The sequence below is a fragment of the Planococcus sp. 1R117A genome (genome assembly GCF_051417975.1).
Classification (GTDB): Bacteria; Bacillota; Bacilli; order Bacillales_A; family Planococcaceae; genus Planococcus; species Planococcus shenhongbingii.
In genome coordinates, this window is sequence record NZ_JBPRLO010000001.1 from 195,923 (window position 1) to 212,787 (window position 16,865).

At 46.7% G+C, this 16,865-nt stretch carries 17 protein-coding genes; 5 read left to right on the forward strand and 12 right to left on the reverse strand.

The window, feature by feature from the left end:
* Positions 1-132: 132 nt before the first annotated feature.
* Genes ACSFXN_RS00820 through ACSFXN_RS00845 form a run of 6 tightly spaced genes read right to left on the reverse strand, consistent with a single transcriptional unit; the run spans position 133 to position 7,185 of the window.
* Positions 133-1,635, reverse strand: coding sequence for an aldehyde dehydrogenase family protein (locus tag ACSFXN_RS00820; RefSeq protein WP_437148307.1), 1,503 nt, complete (start codon positions 1,633-1,635; stop codon positions 133-135).
* 19 nt (positions 1,636-1,654) lie between these two features.
* On the reverse strand, positions 1,655-2,548 hold the full coding sequence (gene dapA, locus ACSFXN_RS00825; RefSeq protein WP_437148308.1) for a 4-hydroxy-tetrahydrodipicolinate synthase: 894 nt from the start codon (positions 2,546-2,548) through the stop codon (positions 1,655-1,657).
* Between the two features lie 26 nt (positions 2,549-2,574).
* The gene (gene nhaC, locus ACSFXN_RS00830; RefSeq protein ID WP_437148309.1) at positions 2,575-4,014 is read right to left on the reverse strand and encodes a Na+/H+ antiporter NhaC; all 1,440 of its coding nucleotides are present in this window, start codon (positions 4,012-4,014) and stop codon (positions 2,575-2,577) included.
* A gap of 55 nt (positions 4,015-4,069) precedes the next feature.
* Positions 4,070-4,960 (reverse strand): proline racemase family protein, encoded by an 891-nt coding sequence (locus ACSFXN_RS00835; RefSeq protein WP_437148310.1) that lies wholly within the window; start codon positions 4,958-4,960, stop codon positions 4,070-4,072.
* Positions 4,961-6,001 (reverse strand): proline racemase family protein, encoded by a 1,041-nt coding sequence (locus tag ACSFXN_RS00840; RefSeq protein WP_437148312.1) that lies wholly within the window; start codon positions 5,999-6,001, stop codon positions 4,961-4,963.
* Positions 5,998-7,185, reverse strand: a complete 1,188-nt coding sequence (locus ACSFXN_RS00845; RefSeq protein ID WP_437148313.1) for an NAD(P)/FAD-dependent oxidoreductase — start codon at positions 7,183-7,185, stop codon at positions 5,998-6,000. The genes ACSFXN_RS00840 and ACSFXN_RS00845 overlap by 4 nt, the downstream gene beginning before the upstream one ends.
* A 165-nt stretch (positions 7,186-7,350) precedes the next feature.
* Between ACSFXN_RS00845 and ACSFXN_RS00850 the strand changes: the two genes are divergently transcribed.
* The 4 genes from ACSFXN_RS00850 (at position 7,351) to ACSFXN_RS00865 (ending at position 10,975) form a co-directional block, all read left to right on the forward strand.
* Positions 7,351-9,078 (forward strand): sigma-54 interaction domain-containing protein, encoded by a 1,728-nt coding sequence (locus tag ACSFXN_RS00850; RefSeq protein WP_437148314.1) that lies wholly within the window; start codon positions 7,351-7,353, stop codon positions 9,076-9,078.
* A gap of 73 nt (positions 9,079-9,151) precedes the next feature.
* Entirely contained in the window at positions 9,152-9,421 is a 270-nt protein-coding gene (locus tag ACSFXN_RS00855; protein WP_437148315.1) for a (2Fe-2S)-binding protein, read from the forward strand.
* Complete coding sequence (locus ACSFXN_RS00860; RefSeq protein ID WP_437148316.1) at positions 9,418-9,756, forward strand: (2Fe-2S)-binding protein; 339 nt, start codon at positions 9,418-9,420, stop codon at positions 9,754-9,756. The genes ACSFXN_RS00855 and ACSFXN_RS00860 overlap by 4 nt, the downstream gene beginning before the upstream one ends.
* A complete protein-coding gene (locus tag ACSFXN_RS00865) occupies positions 9,749-10,975 on the forward strand; it encodes an NAD(P)/FAD-dependent oxidoreductase (protein WP_437148317.1) in 1,227 nt (408 codons plus the stop codon). The genes ACSFXN_RS00860 and ACSFXN_RS00865 overlap by 8 nt, the downstream gene beginning before the upstream one ends.
* Positions 10,976-11,052: 77 nt before the next feature.
* Here the strand turns inward: ACSFXN_RS00865 and ACSFXN_RS00870 are convergent, their stop codons facing one another.
* The 4 genes from ACSFXN_RS00870 to ACSFXN_RS00885 form a co-directional block, all read right to left on the reverse strand.
* Positions 11,053-12,096 carry a proline racemase family protein gene (locus tag ACSFXN_RS00870; protein WP_437148318.1) on the reverse strand — a complete coding sequence of 348 codons (1,044 nt, stop codon included), beginning with the start codon at positions 12,094-12,096 and terminating at the stop codon, positions 11,053-11,055.
* 224 nt (positions 12,097-12,320) lie between these two features.
* Positions 12,321-12,863, reverse strand: coding sequence for a DUF2179 domain-containing protein (locus ACSFXN_RS00875; RefSeq protein WP_437148319.1), 543 nt, complete (start codon positions 12,861-12,863; stop codon positions 12,321-12,323).
* A 569-nt stretch (positions 12,864-13,432) separates the two neighbouring features.
* On the reverse strand, positions 13,433-13,738 hold the full coding sequence (locus tag ACSFXN_RS00880; protein ID WP_437148320.1) for a hypothetical protein: 306 nt from the start codon (positions 13,736-13,738) through the stop codon (positions 13,433-13,435).
* A gap of 124 nt (positions 13,739-13,862) precedes the next feature.
* Positions 13,863-14,210 carry a hypothetical protein gene (locus ACSFXN_RS00885; protein WP_437148321.1) on the reverse strand — a complete coding sequence of 116 codons (348 nt, stop codon included), beginning with the start codon at positions 14,208-14,210 and terminating at the stop codon, positions 13,863-13,865.
* Positions 14,211-14,462: 252 nt separating this feature from the next.
* Between ACSFXN_RS00885 and ACSFXN_RS00890 the strand changes: the two genes are divergently transcribed.
* A complete protein-coding gene (locus tag ACSFXN_RS00890) occupies positions 14,463-15,512 on the forward strand; it encodes a 2,3-butanediol dehydrogenase (protein WP_437148322.1) in 1,050 nt (349 codons plus the stop codon).
* 53 nt (positions 15,513-15,565) lie between these two features.
* Here ACSFXN_RS00890 and ACSFXN_RS00895 read toward each other — a convergent pair whose 3' ends face one another.
* Both ACSFXN_RS00895 and ACSFXN_RS00900 read right to left on the reverse strand, forming a co-directional pair.
* Complete coding sequence (locus ACSFXN_RS00895) at positions 15,566-15,946, reverse strand: hypothetical protein (protein WP_437148323.1); 381 nt, start codon at positions 15,944-15,946, stop codon at positions 15,566-15,568.
* A gap of 20 nt (positions 15,947-15,966) precedes the next feature.
* Positions 15,967-16,788, reverse strand: a complete 822-nt coding sequence (locus ACSFXN_RS00900) for a PGN_0703 family putative restriction endonuclease (RefSeq protein WP_437148324.1) — start codon at positions 16,786-16,788, stop codon at positions 15,967-15,969.
* Between the last annotated feature and the right edge of the window lie 77 nt (positions 16,789-16,865).

Consider the following 16,865-nt stretch of genomic DNA (forward strand, 5'->3'; position numbering starts at 1 on the left):
CTCCTTCAATAAACCTTAGTCCTATTGTATTAGATTACCCAGTAATTTTGTTGCATTATTCTAAATTTTCATATTTTTAATTACAGACAATAAAAGCCACAGAAAAATCTGTGGCTCCTTTTCTTTAAATTCCTATTCAGTTGAGGATTGCTTAATATTCACGAGCACGCTTTTCACTTCTGTATAATTCGCCAGGCCATATTCGCCGCCCATTTCCCGGCCAATGCCGGATTGTTTATAACCGCCGAATGGCATCGTTTCCAGTTCCAGGCCAAAATCGTTGATCCAAACGGTACCTGCCTGCAATTTACCGGCAACGTAATGGCCGGTTTTGATGTTTTCAGTCCAGACGCTTGCTGCCAAGCCGTATTCGCTGTCATTGGCACGTTTGATTACTTCTTCTACTGTATCAAAGACGAACAATGACATGACCGGACCAAAAATTTCTTCACGCGCAATCACCATATCATCTTCAACATCTGCAAAAATGGTCGGCTGGACAAAATACCCTCTGCCTTCCACTTTGCCGCCGCCGGCGATGAGGCGGGCACCTTCCGCTTTTCCTTTTTCGATATAATCTAATACCGCCTTTTGCTGCTTGGCTGAGACAAGCGGGCCCATTTCAGTATCCGGATCCAGGCCCGGCCCAACTTTCAATGCATTTGCCCGTTCGGCCAAAGCTTCTGTGACGCGCTCGTAATGCTTCCGGTGGACGAAAACACGCGTGCAGGCGCTGCAGTTCTGGCCATGGTTGTACATCGTGCCATTAAATGATCCTTCAATGGCTTCCTCAATATTGGCATCTTCCAAAATGATGCTCGGTGATTTTCCGCCCAGCTCCAGCGTAACGCCTTTCAGCTGGTCAGACGCTTTTCGCATGACGTCTTTTCCGACCGCCGTCGATCCCGTAAAAGCGATTTTATCGACGCCTTTATGGCCGACAAGCGCATTGCCGGCAATTCTGCCAGCTCCCGGCACGACATTAACGACACCATCCGGGAAGCCCGCTTCTTGAAATAACCGGGCTGCATATAAGAGAGACAGCGGCGTTTCACTCGCCGGTTTGATGACCACGGTGCAGCCTACTGCAAGAGCAGATCCCAGTTTCCAGGCAGCCATCGCAAGCGGAAAGTTCCATGGAATGATCTGTCCGACAACGCCTACCGGCTCATGGACGGTGTAATTCAAATAATCTTTGGACACCGGGACGGTTTGCCCGACCATTTTTGTCGCCCAACCGGAGTAATACCTGAAATGCTGAATAGTGCCGTCGACATCATCTGCCAAAGCCACTGCATAGGGCTTGCCGTTGTCCAAGGATTCCAACTGCGCCAGCTCTTCCCGATTTTCTTCGAGCAAATTAGCGAATGTGTAAATAAGATGCGCTCGCTCCGCTGAATCCATCTTCGTCCATTCGCCTTCATCAAAGGCTTTTCTTGCAGCAGCAACAGCCAAATCGATATCTTCTTCCTGGGCTTCACTCACTTTGGCAATTACTTCTTCTGTAGCTGGGTTGACCACATCAAATGTTTTGCCGCTTTTCGCCTGCACGTATTCGCCATTGATATACAGCCCTTTAACGCCTTCCAAAAATTCTTTGACTTTCGGTTTCAATTGGTTTTCGATTGCTTCCATCAAAAGTCGCCTCCTTTCCTCAATTTTTTACGGTTTCAATGCTTTTTAACAAGTCAATCAGTTTCGCATCTTCTTCTTCTGTTAAGCCAAGGCGAGGTCTGCGTGATGGTCCGCCGGCTAAGCCTTGCAAGTCCATCGCCCGTTTGACGATCTGTACGTATTTTCCAGATCCTTCAATGAAATTGCAAAGCGGCAGCAAATGGTCATAGATTTCCCAAGCTGTTTCCAAATCACCTTTTTGGACACTGTCATACAAGTCGATTGCCAGCCGCGGCGCAATATTTCCGGCCACTGAAATCCAGCCGGTTGCACCAGCCAGAAACGACTCCAAAACCAAGTCATCCGCTCCGCAGAAAGTTTTGATAGACCCTTTTCCTTGTCTTGAGATGTCTCGCACATTGCGGATGTCACCGCTTGATTCTTTTACATGGGTGATATTTTCAATGTCTCGGCCCACTTTTAAAATCGTGTCCACACTGATATTCACTCCTGAAGTAAAAGGATTATTGTAAATCATCACAGGCAGTTCCACCGATTCTGCTACTGCTTTAAAATGCTCATAAATCTCGTGTTCTTTCGGATGGGCGTAATACGAATTGATGACAAGCGCAGCATCTGCTCCCGCTTTTTCTGCCTGCTGTGTATACTCGATGGCGTCTGCCGTTGTTTCTGCTGCAGTCCCAACAATCAGAGTAATACGTCCCTTTACTTGTTCGACCGCCACTTCGACCGCTTTGAAACGTTCTTCTTTTGACAGGCTGACAAATTCACCTGTGCTGCCATTGATGGCGATTCCTGTGACTCCTTCATTGATAAAATGCTCGATATTCTTCTTGAATCCTTCCCAATCGATCTCTTTCTCATTAATCATTGGTGTCACCAGTACAGGGAATACCCCTTCGATTTTTACCATGCTAAATTCCTCCTAATAAGTGAGTTTTATTTTTTTGATAATTCAAGTTCTCCTGGCAGCACGCCAGCCGGTTCTTCTGCCGGTGCTTGGTCAGGTTTTGTATACCAGATGAATTTATTCGTAAAGCCGTAAATGACTGAAATGATCAGCACTAAGAAATTGAACCAAAGAAACGGCAGGTAACTAAGAGTCGAAACGCCGAGTGCCGCCGCCATAAAGACTCCGCCATCCGACCATGGAACCATCGGCGTCGTGACTGTTCCTCCTGCTTCCGTATTTCTCGACAGCACGCGCCGGTCAATATTCAGGCGGTCATAGTTTTCACCAGTAATTTTACTTGCCGTAATTATGGAGACATACGCTCCTCCGAATAGATTGCCAAGCACTCCCGCTAATAGAGTGGAAACTGTCGTTTTTCCTGGGTTATTGGCCCATTTCATCAAATAATCACCTAAAACCTGCAGCACGCCAATCCGCTCCATCAATCCTCCAACGCCAAGCGCGAAGATGATCAAGGCAATCACATCGAGCATGAAGACAATGCCGCCGCGATTCAATAGATTATCGATAAACCCGACACCTGATTCAATTGAATTTCCAGCGTATAGGATATTAAACGCTTCAAGGAATGTCGCCCCCTGGAAAAAGAAAGCCCAAAAAGTGCCGAGCAATGCCCCGAATAAGATGACCGGAATCGATGGCATTTTAAACGCCAGCAACAGGATGACAACGGCAGCGGGTATCAACATATACCAGCTGATGTGGAAATACTCTTTCAAAGATGCCATTGTCGATGTGGCGGCACTCATGTCACCATTGCCGCCATAGAAAAACCCGCTGACTAAAAACAGGATGGCTGCCAGCAGCCAGGCCGGTATACTCACTGTCAGCATCGACTTGATATGATCGATCAAATCGACTTTCGATAAAGAAGCGGTCATCACCGTCGTATCCGATAACGGCGACAATTTATCCCCGACATAACATCCAGATATGACTGCACCTGCGACGAGCGGCAGCGGGAAACCGAAGCTTGCACCGATTGCCATCATGGCGATACCGGCGGTTCCAGCAGAACCGAACGAAGTACCGGTGGCAATAGATGTCACTGTACAAATGATGAAAGCGGCCAATAAAAAGATATTCGGCTCGATGATGGACAAGCCATAGTAAATGATTGATGGCACAATCCCTCCGGCAATCCAGGTTCCGATCAAAGCACCCACAGACAGCAGCACCAGCACCGCTTCCAAGCCATCGTTGATGCCATTCAAAAGACCTTTTTGCATTTCCCGGTAGTTATAGCCGATTTTCAAACCGACTAGCATGATCAAGAACCAAGTAGTCAATAAAGCGAGGTGAATCGAAATTTCGAACTGGACGATGAACAGCACCATAATCAGCCCGAAGCCGATTAAAACAAACAATGTTTCAGCTAAAGTCGGCAATCTCTTATTCGTGTCCATGGTAATCCCCCTAGTGTTTGTGTTGAACCGATTCCCTCCACCTTTCCGCTGCCAATTAGACGAGTAAAAAACCGTTCGGCAATGGATCGGACTGGTCAAAGATAAATTCATGTGACCCTGTGACAAATGCTTTTGTTTCCAGTGTGAAGAGTTGTCCATCCTCTGTTGCCTTTCTGGCAGTCAGCGAACTGCCAAAGATGCTTTCGTTGTCGATTTCCGTCTTCCCCAGGAAAGCAAGAAGCGCAAACGTCGCATCAATTCCTGGAGACCGCAAAATGTAACCATCTTTCTCAAAAGTCAGCGATCGGACTTTTTGTGTGGAAGCGGATGGTTTTTCCACAACGATTATCCCTTCATAATCAATGCCTTGTGCCGCAAGGCTCGCCGTTTTCTCCTTTCCCCACCGGTTTAAAGCTGCTAAATGATCCAGTTCAATAGCTGGAATCGAAGGCGGCAAAGAATCCACCAGATAATTTCGCCGGTCGTCAACATGAATGTAACCTGTATCTGATGAAACAGCATTGCCTTGAATAGAAGTGCTCACTACTTCCTGGTCCTTCACAGTTGCCTGAATGCCGACCAGACCGTCTACTGTCTCAACCCGGTAATAATCATCTTTTGTTCTTTTCAAGTTCCCTGTCTCGATCAGCGCCGTCACCACAGCAATAATGCCTTCGTATTTGAAGTTCGGTACTCCGTCATGATTGAAAAACAGCATGGACAAATCGCCGTTTTCCGACGCTCCGACAATGCAGCCATGCATCCCCCGATGGCCCCGCGGTTCATTCAGCAATAAATTCTTTTCGTTTTCAAAATTGCTTTTCAGCGTCTCATGGTTGGCATGTATATCGGTGCTGTTGAAGACAATCGGCGACTGCAGCACAATCCGGAACGCTTCACCTGCTACATGGGCGTCAATGGTGTGGAACATCTTCTCGAAATTCATTTAGACACCTTCTTTCGCGAACTCATGGTCCATCGGCGGAATCAGCAAGAACCCTTCGCGCAATGGATCGTTTTCATTGTAGAAAAAGCGGTGCATGCCCATGATCCAGGCAGACCCTGTAACTTCCGTAATCACTGCACCCAATTGCCCGACTGCCGTTTCTTCAAGCACTTTTGCTTTGAACAATGTGCCGACGATGCTTTCATGGACAAACAGTTCATCTTTGGCAATTTCACCGTTTTCATACAATACGGCAAGTTTTGCCGACGTCCCCGTTCCGCAAGGCGATCGATCGATGCCGCCCGGCGGGACAATGACTGTGTTTTTGACAGTGGCTTCCGCGTGCACCGGATCGGTATAAAACTCCATATGGGTCAAGCCGCTGATAAACGGAAATTCCGGATGGACCACTTCAGTAGTGGCGTTAATGGCGTTCCGAATGTCGATTGCTTGGTCGATAATCCGGCCGGCATTGGATTCCACCAGCTCCAATCCCAATTTCCGTGCGTCCATGATGCCGTAAAAATTCCCCCCGTAAGCAATGTCGCACAGCACATTGCCAATGCCTTCAACCGGGACTTCAATGGTCTTGAGCCGGAACGCCGGGACATTGGCGAATGTCACTTCTTCAGCTTTGCCGCTCACCACTTTGATTTTCACTTCGATGAGGCCTGCCGGCGTATCCACTTTGATGTGGGTATAGGGTTCCTGGACTTCGATAAGCCCTGCTTCCACCAATGCTGTGCAAAAGCCGATGGTATCGTGGCCGCACATCGGCAAATAACCGCCTGTCTCGACGTAAATGACTCCTACATCGGCATCCGGGTGGCACGGGTCAGTCATTAAAGCACCCGACATCACGCCATGCCCCCTGGGTTCGTTCATCAAAAAATTGCGGATCCAGTCATAATGCTGTTCCATATAAAGCATCTTCTCGGACATCGTCTTGCCTTTTAACGGCGGCAGGCCGCTGAGGACCGTCCTCGTCGGATTTCCGCCTGTATGCGTATCGATTGTCGTGAATAAACGCTGATAATTCATCCCATGGCCACCCTTTCTTTGAATCGCGAGAGCTGCAGCGGCTCAACCGGAATGCAGGTCTCTTTGTCATTGATCATTTCCTCAATCAGTTTCCCTGTCACCGCAGCGAGGCTGATGCCGTCGCCTTCATGGCCTGCTGCAATGAAGTAGCCCGGTGCACTTTCCACACGCGAGATAATAGGTAAATGATCCTCGGTCCACGGACGAAGTCCTGCATAGGTCCGAATGATGGTCATGTCGGCCATTTTCGGATAAAAGCGGACTGCCCGCCTGGCGATGTATTTGGTCACCTCGTGATCGACTTTGGTATTAAATCCGCTGAATTGCCGGCTGCTGCCAATCAGGAAATTCTGGCTTTCGGTCGGCTCAAAGACCAATGCAACGCCGTACTTTTCCGTCAACGGATCAACCGTGCGGCTGCCGCCGAACTTCGAAATCAAATAGCCGAATTCCATCACTTTGCGCAGGCCGACCGGCTGCTGGCGGGAAGCGACGATCAACTGGCCTTTACGCGGGATGATTGGAATATCCAGCCCCATCATCTCTCCGAGGCGCGGCGCCCAGACGCCTCCGGCATTGACCACTTTATTGGCAGTGAAGCGGCCCTTGTCTGTGTCGATCGTAAACTGGCCGGTCGCCGCATTTCTGGAAACATGCTTCACTTCCGTATTCGTATGGATTCTCGCCCCCATTTTTTCGGCGCTGTGGAACATCGAATACGTCAGCATATACGGGTTGACTGTTGAATCGGTCTTGCATTCGAGTCCGCCGAATAAGTCATCGGCGAAGTATTTCGATTCATTTCGGAGGTCTTCCCGGTCAAGCATTTTAAAATCCAGCCCGGCCGCCTGCTGGCTTTTCACCCATTTGTCGGCAGCTTCCATTTCCACGTCGTTTTCACAAACCAGAATGCTTCCGGGATTGCGGTATTCAAACGACAGTTCCAATTCTTTGCTCAGTTCATGGACGAGCTGCTGGCTTTTTAATGACATCTGGCTATCGAAGCCCGGATCTTTGTCAATGGCGAGAATATTTCCATCGCATCTTGAAGAAGTTCCGCTAGCCAATTCTTTTTTCTCCAGAACGGTCAATTCCAATCCTGCTTTTGCCCCGTAGTAAGCAATTGCCGCTCCTATAATGCCGCCGCCTATCACGACAACATCACGATGTTGAATAGCATCCATACCTTTCCCCCTTTTCATTGGCGACTTCAGTAATAACAACTATGCAAGTTCCATGCCAATTTATAAAAGCACGCAACTTCGCGATTGTTCTTGAATAAAGCACCATCATGTGTAAAAATTGTTATACAATTCAAAATTTTTATACACAATGAGGGGTGTTTGAGATTGAATACAGATAAAAACATAGTGGAAAAGCTTTTGGAAACAAATTTTATTTTGCTGGATGCACTTAAAAAATCGGAAGAACTATCGGCTTTATTGGAAAAAAAGCCCTTGGCGAAAATATTTTCATGCCGCGGCAATACATGGCATTGTGTGGAAGCCCAAAATGCAAATCACTCTTCCACCCTCTGCGCGATTGCTTCCCTGGACGAAGAATTAGAAAGTATATTGAAGAAAGTCCATAGCCAGCCCTATACCTTGGTCCAAGACAACGACCAGCAAATTATCGGCTACTTGACCCCTTCTGTATTCTCCAGAAACTTATTAAATGAATATGAACAGTCACAAGCTTATTTGGAAACCATTTTAGATACGATCGACGAATCCTGCACATCCATTTCGGCAGATAAAAAAGTGCGGTATTGGACCAAAGGTGCGGAGAAGATCTTCTCGGTGAAAAAAGAAGAAATCATCGGCAAGCCGATTTCCGATTTCTTCCGTGAAGACCATCTGGAGATTCTGAAAACTTTAAAAGACGGCACTTCAGTTCATCGCCGCCAGCACCAGGCACGCAATGACCTGGTCGTTTTGATCAACTCGAAACCGGTGCTTTTCAAAGGGGAAATTATTGGTGCCGTTGTCTCGGAAACCGATATCACAAGCCAAATCCGCTTGAACAACGAACTGTCCAAGACGTCAGAGAAGCTGTTCAGTCTGGAAAACGAAATAAGAAAAACTTCTTCCAGCGCCAATTCGTTCATTTCCATCCGCGGCAATAGCCCGGCGCTGAAGAAGACGATGAAAATCGTTGAAAAAGCGGCGACGACCAATGCCAGCGTTCTGATTTACGGCGAAAGCGGCGTCGGCAAAGAACTGTTCGCCAAAGCCATTCATAATTTAAGGGAATCTGAGAAAGCCCCTTTTGTCGCCATCAACTGTGGTGCCATTCCCACCGGACTATTTGAAAGTGAAATTTTCGGTTATGAAAAAGGCGCATTTTCAGGTGCCGATCAAAAAGGAAAAAAAGGAAAAGTGGAAATGGCGAAAGGCGGCACGCTTTTTTTAGATGAAATCGCTGAAATGCCGCTCGAGATGCAAGTGAAAATTCTCCGCTTGCTTCAGGAAAAGAAATTTTATCCGGTCGGCGGAACAAAAGAATTGGAGATTGAGTTCCGTGTCGTCGCAGCGACAAATCGGGATCTAAAAGAACTTGTTGAGGAAGGGAAATTCCGCGAAGACTTGTATTACCGGTTGAATGTCGTTAATTTCAAAATTCCGCCGCTCCGGGAACGGCCGGAAGACATTATTGAATTGACCCATTACTTCCTGTATGAAATCTCAACAAAATACAAACGCCCAATCCATGGGATTTCCCAAGCCGTCATGCAATCACTGCTCCAGCATTCCTGGCCAGGGAACATCCGGGAACTGAAAAATACCATTGAGCGTCTCGTGGTGTTTTCCGATAACGGCGAAGTACAGCTTGATGATCTCCCTTCAGAAATTGAACGCGTGCAGCATAGCGGCCAGGTGCAAGCGTCTCCTGATAGGCATAGAACCATGCCAAAAACTGGGCTTCCGTTAAGCGAACAAATGCAGGAAGTCGAAAAAGAAATTCTGTTAAGGGCTTTGGAGGAAGCCGGCGGCAACAAGCAGTTATGCGCCAAGAACCTGAAAATCACACGAGCTACGTTATACAACCGCTTAAATAAATTAGGCATTGAAGTCTAAAATCAATTTTTTGGCTCGAATCTTGCATGTTAGTAAAGTGTAAGTTTTAAAAAGCGAGCATGGGGTGAGAAAATTGATGGAAAAAGATATGATCATTTGCAGATGCGAAGAAGTGACTTATGGAAAATTAATCGAAACGGCAAACACATTCAATTGCACACCAAGGGAACTGAAACTTCGGACCCGGGCAGGCATGGGCTATTGCGGAGGCCGGACGTGCCGCCAGATGATTGACAGTATTGCGCTTGCATCCACAGAAAGAGACGCCGCACAAATCACTTTGAAGTACCAGCCGCCGGTCCGGCCGTTGAGTTTTGGGCAGTTAGGAGATGTTGAGCAATGACCAAAAGAATTATTCATCATCCTGTACTCGACCAAGTCGATGACACAGATACGGTTTCTTTTACATTCAATCAACAGGAGTATTCGGCTTTGAACGGGGAATCGCTCGCCGCCGCTTTACTCGCAAACGGCATCCGGACATTGCGGGTCCATGAAGAAACCGGCACTCCGCGGGGAATTTACTGCAATATCGGCCATTGCTTCGAATGCCGGGTGACGGTCGACGGACAACAAGGCGTCCGGGCTTGCCTGACTCCTGTCTGCGACGGCATGGCAGTTCTTGGCGGAGAAAAACTGCTCGCTTCGGTGAGAGACTGGAGGCCTGACAATGACTAAAGTTGTAATTATTGGAGCCGGCCCTGCCGGTTTGTCCGCAGCCATCACCTTGGCCGAACAAGGAGTAAACGTCTTAGTGCTCGATGAATACATGAAAGCAGGCGGAAGGTTGCTCGGGCAACTTTACGAAGAACCGGACGGCACATGGTGGAACGGCATAAAAGAGTCCCAAAAGCTGCATGGGCAGGCGCAGCAGCTCGGCATCAACATCCGGTTGAATACAGCCGTTTCGAATATCGAAAAACACGGAGATTCCTGGAGCGTCTACACCGATCACGGCGTTGAAGAAGCGAGCCATTTGCTTGTTGCGACTGGTGCCGCTGAACTGCCGCTGCCGATTCCGGGCTGGACATTGCCGGGCGTCATGTCCGTCGGCGCTGCCCAAGTTATGTCCAACGTCCACCGCGTCAAACCGGGTGACCGCGGAGTCATCATTGGCGTCAACGTCCTGTCTTCAGCGATTGCGATGGAATTGAAGCTTGCGGAAATTGACGTCGCTTGCATCACTTTGCCGAAAATGAATGTGGTAACCAAAGAATCGGCCCATCCGCTCGACGTCATGAATTCGCTCTTGCATGTATCGCATATGGCGCCTTCAGCCTTTGTGAAATTCGGCAGCAAATTGATGAAAAGCGATTTCCTGAAAAAAATAGGGATTTCGTTTTACCCGAAAAGCGGCGTGAAAATGTGGGATATTCCGATCATGCTAAGAAAAGCAGTCATTGAGATTTATGGCAGCGGAGCCGTAGAAGGCGTGACCATCGCATCTATAAGCCCGGACGGCAAGGTAATTGCTGGAACGGAAGAAAAAATCAGCGCCGACTTTGTCTGCATCGCGGGTGGATTGTATCCGCTTGCCGAACTGGTGGCCTTAACAGGATGTCCGTTCCACTTTATCGAGGAATTGGGAGGCTATGTACCGCTCCATAATGAACGCATGGAAACTACAATTGAAGGCCTTTATGTAGCAGGCAATATCACCGGCATCGAAGGCGCTAAAGTCGCCATGAGCCAAGGCGTAGTTGCAGGCTTATCGATATTGGATGAAATCGGTGGGTACGCAGTGGAAAAACGCATCCCGGAGGCAATCCAGCAAATAGAAGCCACAAGAGACGGCGCTCATATCCAATTCCACCCGAAAGTCAAAGAAGGCAAAAAGAAACTGCAGCATTACTGGGAAGAACATGCCAGAAAAACAGAACATGCCATCTCCAATTAAATCTAAAACAGCTGCCTTCACCCGAATAGGTGAATGGCAGCTGTTTTTAATTTCTGCAGCTTTGGAAAATCCGGCAATCAATGCGCGGATGCATCTTTGCTTTTTGAAGCTTCTTTTTGTTCCAATAAAAACCCTTCCGGCAACGTGTCTCTCGGATCTAAAAAGAATTGGTGGATACCGGTCAAAAAAGCTTGTCCCGTGACTTTCGGCACGACCGCTTCGTATGTATCCACTTCCCCGACCGACAGCACTTCCCCGGTAAAGTGCCCCCCTGTAATGCTTTCATGGACAAAACGGTCGTTCTCATCCAATGTGCCATTTGCGTACAGCGTAGCGAGCCTTGCACACGTGCCGGTCCCGCACGGAGAACGGTCGACTTGTTCGTCAGCGAAAATTGTCACATTGCGCAAGTCTGCTTTCGGGGACACCGGATCATCTGAAAAGATTACCCCGTAAATCCCGTGCAGCCCTTTTTCCAACGGATGGACAATGTCCATTTTGGCTTCAATATAGTTTTTGATTTTTGTCCCCCATTTCTGGATAGCTGGCAAATCCTCATTATTGACGGCCAAGCCGAGGCTTTTGCTGTCGACCACAGCGTAAAATGCTCCGCCGAAAGCGATATCCACTGTAAACTTGCGCCCTTCCAGTTCAATCGGCAAATCTTTTTTCAGAACGAATGACGGGACATTCTCAAACGATACGGACTCAACGACAGAACCCCGGCATTTCGCATAAGCCACCACTTCACCTGCCGGGCTGTCGATGATGAATTTCTGGTTTTCCTCCGTCACTTTGAAACGGCCGGTTTCAATCCCCATGGTAATCACCCCGATAATGCCATGCCCGCACATCGTGCTCCAGCCTTCGTTATGCAAAAACAGCACACCAAAATCGGCATGCGGGCTTGCCGGCGGCGTGATGATGCAGCCGTACATGCCATGATGTCCGCGCGGCTCCAGCATCAGCACTTTCCGCAGATCATCCAGATGTTCCATGCAATAAGCGCGACGTTCGAGCTGCGTCCCGCCTTTAATATCCGGCAGCCCTCCCGTAATAATCCGCAGCGGTTCCCCGGCTACATGAACGTCCACAGTCGAAAACACTTTATCAATAATCAATTTCCCATCCCCTTTTTTCAGTTTGCTTGAATTGCCAAAATTCTTCTCCATCATAAAGTAATAGGAATATTCCGTCAATTCAAATGAACAGATGGTTTTAGAAATTTGCTGGATTCCAAAGCTTGAAAAAACAAAAAATCAACTGCTCTCTTTATGAGTTGCAGCTGATTTTTCACTTCTATCATAAAATTTCTACTGTTTCTGGCTGACAAACTTATTGAAGATCAATGAGACATTCTTCTCCCTCTCACAGTCCGGATCCAGAACCCGCCGTGAATCGTCTTCGAATCATTGGCGACCACAAATGCCTGCGGTTCCAGCTCTTTGATCGTCTGATACAATTTCAATTCGCGTTTCTTCGGTGTCAGGATCTGCAGCGAGCGGCGCGGCCCTTCATGCCCGTTCGTCTCCCAATCCGTCACGCCGTAGCCAAGCCCCCGCAATTGCTTTGACAAGTGGTCGGAATTATCCGGAGACACTACCGTCGCGGTCACATAGCCGAGCGTCAGTTTGTCTTCGATGATTGAACCGACGACAATCCCTGCGCCGAAGCCAACCGCATACGAAATCAAATTCTGGATTTCGGAAATGTTTTCGAGTACTAGCCCCAAGCCCAGGATATTGATGATAACTTCGAATACGGACAAGCCAGCTGCCAAATACCGATAGCCTTTCATCATCAAAATCATCCGGACCGTCGACAGCGTCACATAAACGATACTGATCATGAAAATGATGATAACCAATACAATAGGATTTAAGCCCAAATAGAAACCCTTCTTCCTAATAGTTTATATTTTCCATTTTTCTTTTCTCGATATGGTTCTTTTCCCCATCAAAATGAAACTAAACATGTCAGATATTTACTTGCGAAACCAGTGTATTCTTCCGGCATTTATTGCTATGCAGCCCTTTAAAGATTTTTCCAATGTAAAAAGCAGCCGCCTCCGGAAGCGTTAACTTCGAAGGTGGCTGCTTAGATGATCAAGCTCTTGCATTCTTTGTTTATAATACTCTATTTTTGTTTCTAATTTCTTTTTCATTTTCGGGCATCGGGCATCGGCATGAATCATTTCCAGCCACGTCAATCTCAGTTTGTAAAAGCTAATCATAACGCGCTCACTCCATTTCCATCCTATAGTGAAAATAATACCTATTCACCGCAGAAAACTGAATATGCATTATTAATCATATTGATGGAAGAAAATACGATAAAAAAGATTGGACTGAATCAAAAACCCTATTAGATGAGCCGATGAACCTATAAATGAACTACTTATCGAGATGAACGCTCCCTACTTGATTCACTAAATCCAAAAGAGTTAGATTCCTGCCTCTATGTTGTATATTCCATCGCCAGCGGCCAAAACACGATTAGGTATCCCAATAGCACAATGGTGGTGAACGCTGAGGCCCATAAGGCATTTTCTTTGACCTGTTTTCTTTTGATCAAACCCGCCAGAAACAAAAGCAAATTTGGGGAAGCTCCGAGTGCTGCCATAAAAAGCAGAATGTTAATGACTTCACTTCTCGGTGCATCTGCATTGCCGCTTCCGAGTCCCATCACTGACACCAGATATAATGCGATATGGCCCAAAATCATACTGCTATTGACTAGGAAGTAGATTTTGAAGACTTTCACAGGTTTCCTCCTTTAAGATGCCGAACATATCAATGAGAACTGCGTGATTGAAACCACATGATAAAAGCCACCTTCAGAATCATTTCCATGAAGATGGCCAGTTCTCTATCCACTTATTAAAAAATCAAACTGTCTGGTTTCGCTTTGGATGCGGCTGCGTGATGTCCACCGCATAAACTTTGATCCGGTTGACCATCAAATCGCGTATTCCGTAAATCGGCCGTTCCCGTTTCTGAATTTCATCCACATAGGCATTCAGCTGGTCCTGCAAGAAAACACCGATTGGTTTGCCTTTGTATTCCTCCCCCAAGCTTTCGCTATCCGAAGGACTGCGGAATGAGATTTCAAAATACAAGTTTGATACCTCAAGCGCCTTTAAGGTCTCTCCTTCTGTATGTACACCTACCACTTCGTAATAATTGCCATATTCATCTCTCACTAAGTCATTCGCGGCGATTTGTTGCATACTCATGTCTTTCATCCCCTTTCACAATTTTACTTCGACATCTTTAAAATGATTCCTCCACTATACATTGCCTGCTTTAGCCCGGTTGAAACCCGAATCGTCTTTTTACCTTAACTTCACATTTTTAAATTAAACTTAATTTGACTGAAAATTCAATTATAATTATAATGAAAAAGGATGCTGTTTTGTGCATCTCTACATATGCCATAGCAGATGAGATCGACGAGTTGTTCAAAATCTGAAAGGACGTGTCGGAAAATGAAAGCTGCGGTAATCTATGGAGAGAAAGATGTACGGATCGAAGAGTTTGAAGTTGCGGAAGTCACTCCTGGAAAAGTGAAAGTAAAAGTCGCTTGGACAGGCATCTGCGGAAGTGATTTGCATGCCTATCATCACGGGCTCGGCGTCGCTTACGAAGAACACCCGATTTCACAGAGAAAAGTGCCTTTGGTACTCGGCCATGAGTTTGCCGGTACAGTGGAAGAAGTCGGCGAAGGTGTCAGCCATGTAGCGGTAGGCGACAAAGTGGCGATTGAACCGGTGCTGTACTGCGGACAATGCGAATTTTGCCGAAAAGGCGATTATAATTTATGCGAAGTTTCAAATGTTGGGTTCCTCGGCTTAAGCTCGGATGGCGGATTCGCTGAGTATGCTGTTGCGGATGCCAAGTATTTTCATAAACTGCCGGACAATGTATCACTCGAAGAAGGAGCACTCGTTGAGCCTACTGCTGTCGCTTTCCATGCCGTCAAAAAGAGCGGCTTGAAGTTCGGCGATTCTGCCGCAGTATTCGGCGCAGGACCGATTGGCCTCTTACTGCTATTGTGTGCACAAGCGGCCGGTGCGGCCGAAACCTTTGTGATCGACATTTCCCAGGAACGTTTGGAAAAAGCGAAAGAACTCGGGGCAACTTATACCATCAATCCAAAAGATGAAGATGCGGCTGAGAAAATCATGGCCATCACAGGCAAAGGCGTGGAAGTCGCTTTTGAAGCAGCAGGCGCACAGCCAACATTTACTGCAGCACTAGCTTCCCTGAAAAAGAAAGGGACCTTGCTGGTAGTAGCCGGCTTTTCTCAGAACATCACGATTGACCCGAACTCGCTGTTATTCAAAGAAGCCAAAATCGAATTCACACTTGCCTATGCCAACGACTTCCCGCCTGTCATCAAAGCCATTTCCGAAGGCAAGCTCGACGTCAAAAAAGTCATCACCAAACAGATCAAACTCGACAATCTGGTCGAAGAAGGATTAGAACTGCTAACACAGGACAAGAGCCAGGCCAAAATCTTGGTCAGCCCGAACTAATAAAAAACCAAACCGCCGCTTCTTCTGTATATGAAGAAAGCGGCGGTTTTATTTCATGTCAGTTTATTTTTGTATTTGCTCTTGGGCCACAGTACGAACTCCCCAGGCGGTGAATAGAAATGGACCAATTCGTCGTTGACCATCCATCCCAAGCCTTTCGTTTCCAAAACTGCTTTCACATGCTCCGACAATTTCTCTCCGTAAGCGTTAAGCCAGCCACCGCTCTTATGTTCTTTGGCAAAATCCTCTCTCGTCTTAAATCCGACAAGCAGCGCCAGCATGTCCAGTTCGTCTCCAATCGTATGGCATACTCCGCTTTCGTATGGCTTGTTCGGTTTCACGCAATTGGAATCTTCCACATTTTCATAGAACCCACTTACGCCTTTTTGTATTCCTGGCAGCACCATATACCTTACCGCTATTCGTTTCCCCATCCTCTTCCTCCTATAGTAAGTTAATTTTGGATGGTCTGGCTTGGAAAATACTTCTCTTCAAATTCCCGGTAATGATCAACTAGCTTGCCGGGGATTTTCTGATCTGACAACAGCTGATTATTTATCTGCTCAAGCAATAATTCCCAGGTAATCATCTGAATATTTTTATGCAATCTCGGCTCTACAATGTGATCGATCACTAAGTTATATTCCTTATGCAGCTTTTTATTGTGCTCCGGACAAATGACCACCAATAGCCTATTACCTTCCGGCTCTATATAAGCGATATTTCGCAGCAATTGATAATTCTTTTTTAAAGCAGCACGTTCCTCGATTTCCGGACGGATTTTACCTGCCAGCATTTTTTGATAAACATTCTGATACTGCTCTTCATATTTAATATGGTTAGTGACTTTACCAAAACCATTTTCTGTATATTTGATTTCAAAAAGCACTTCTCGGCCGGATTTCAATTTCAGGTAAAAATCAAAATTAGTCCTTTCACCTTCACCCATCATTTTTTCAAACTTCCAATTTTCAACTTCCTCGCCGTCCAACTGCAATGCCTTAAGCAGTAAAGGCAATTGGTTTTCTGCAATCAAGGGGTAGAAGAAATTAAAGCAGACAGCTTGAGAAGAATTCAGATGATGAAAATATTGATGCAGTTTAACACGTTTATCATTAATATACTTTTGGATGTCCGCCCTATAATTGCTAAGGAAATTCAAATCCCTCTGGCTGGCTGGAAGAATATGATAATACTTCTTCTTGCCATTCCTCCACGTTTCATGTCCAGTTATAGCCAATTTTCTAACCTTATAATCCGCTAAATGAGCTTTCATCAACTGTTCAAACGTCAATCAATCGCCTCCCCAGGAACTGTAGTTAAGATATTTTTTTGTTTAATAAGGATAATTTC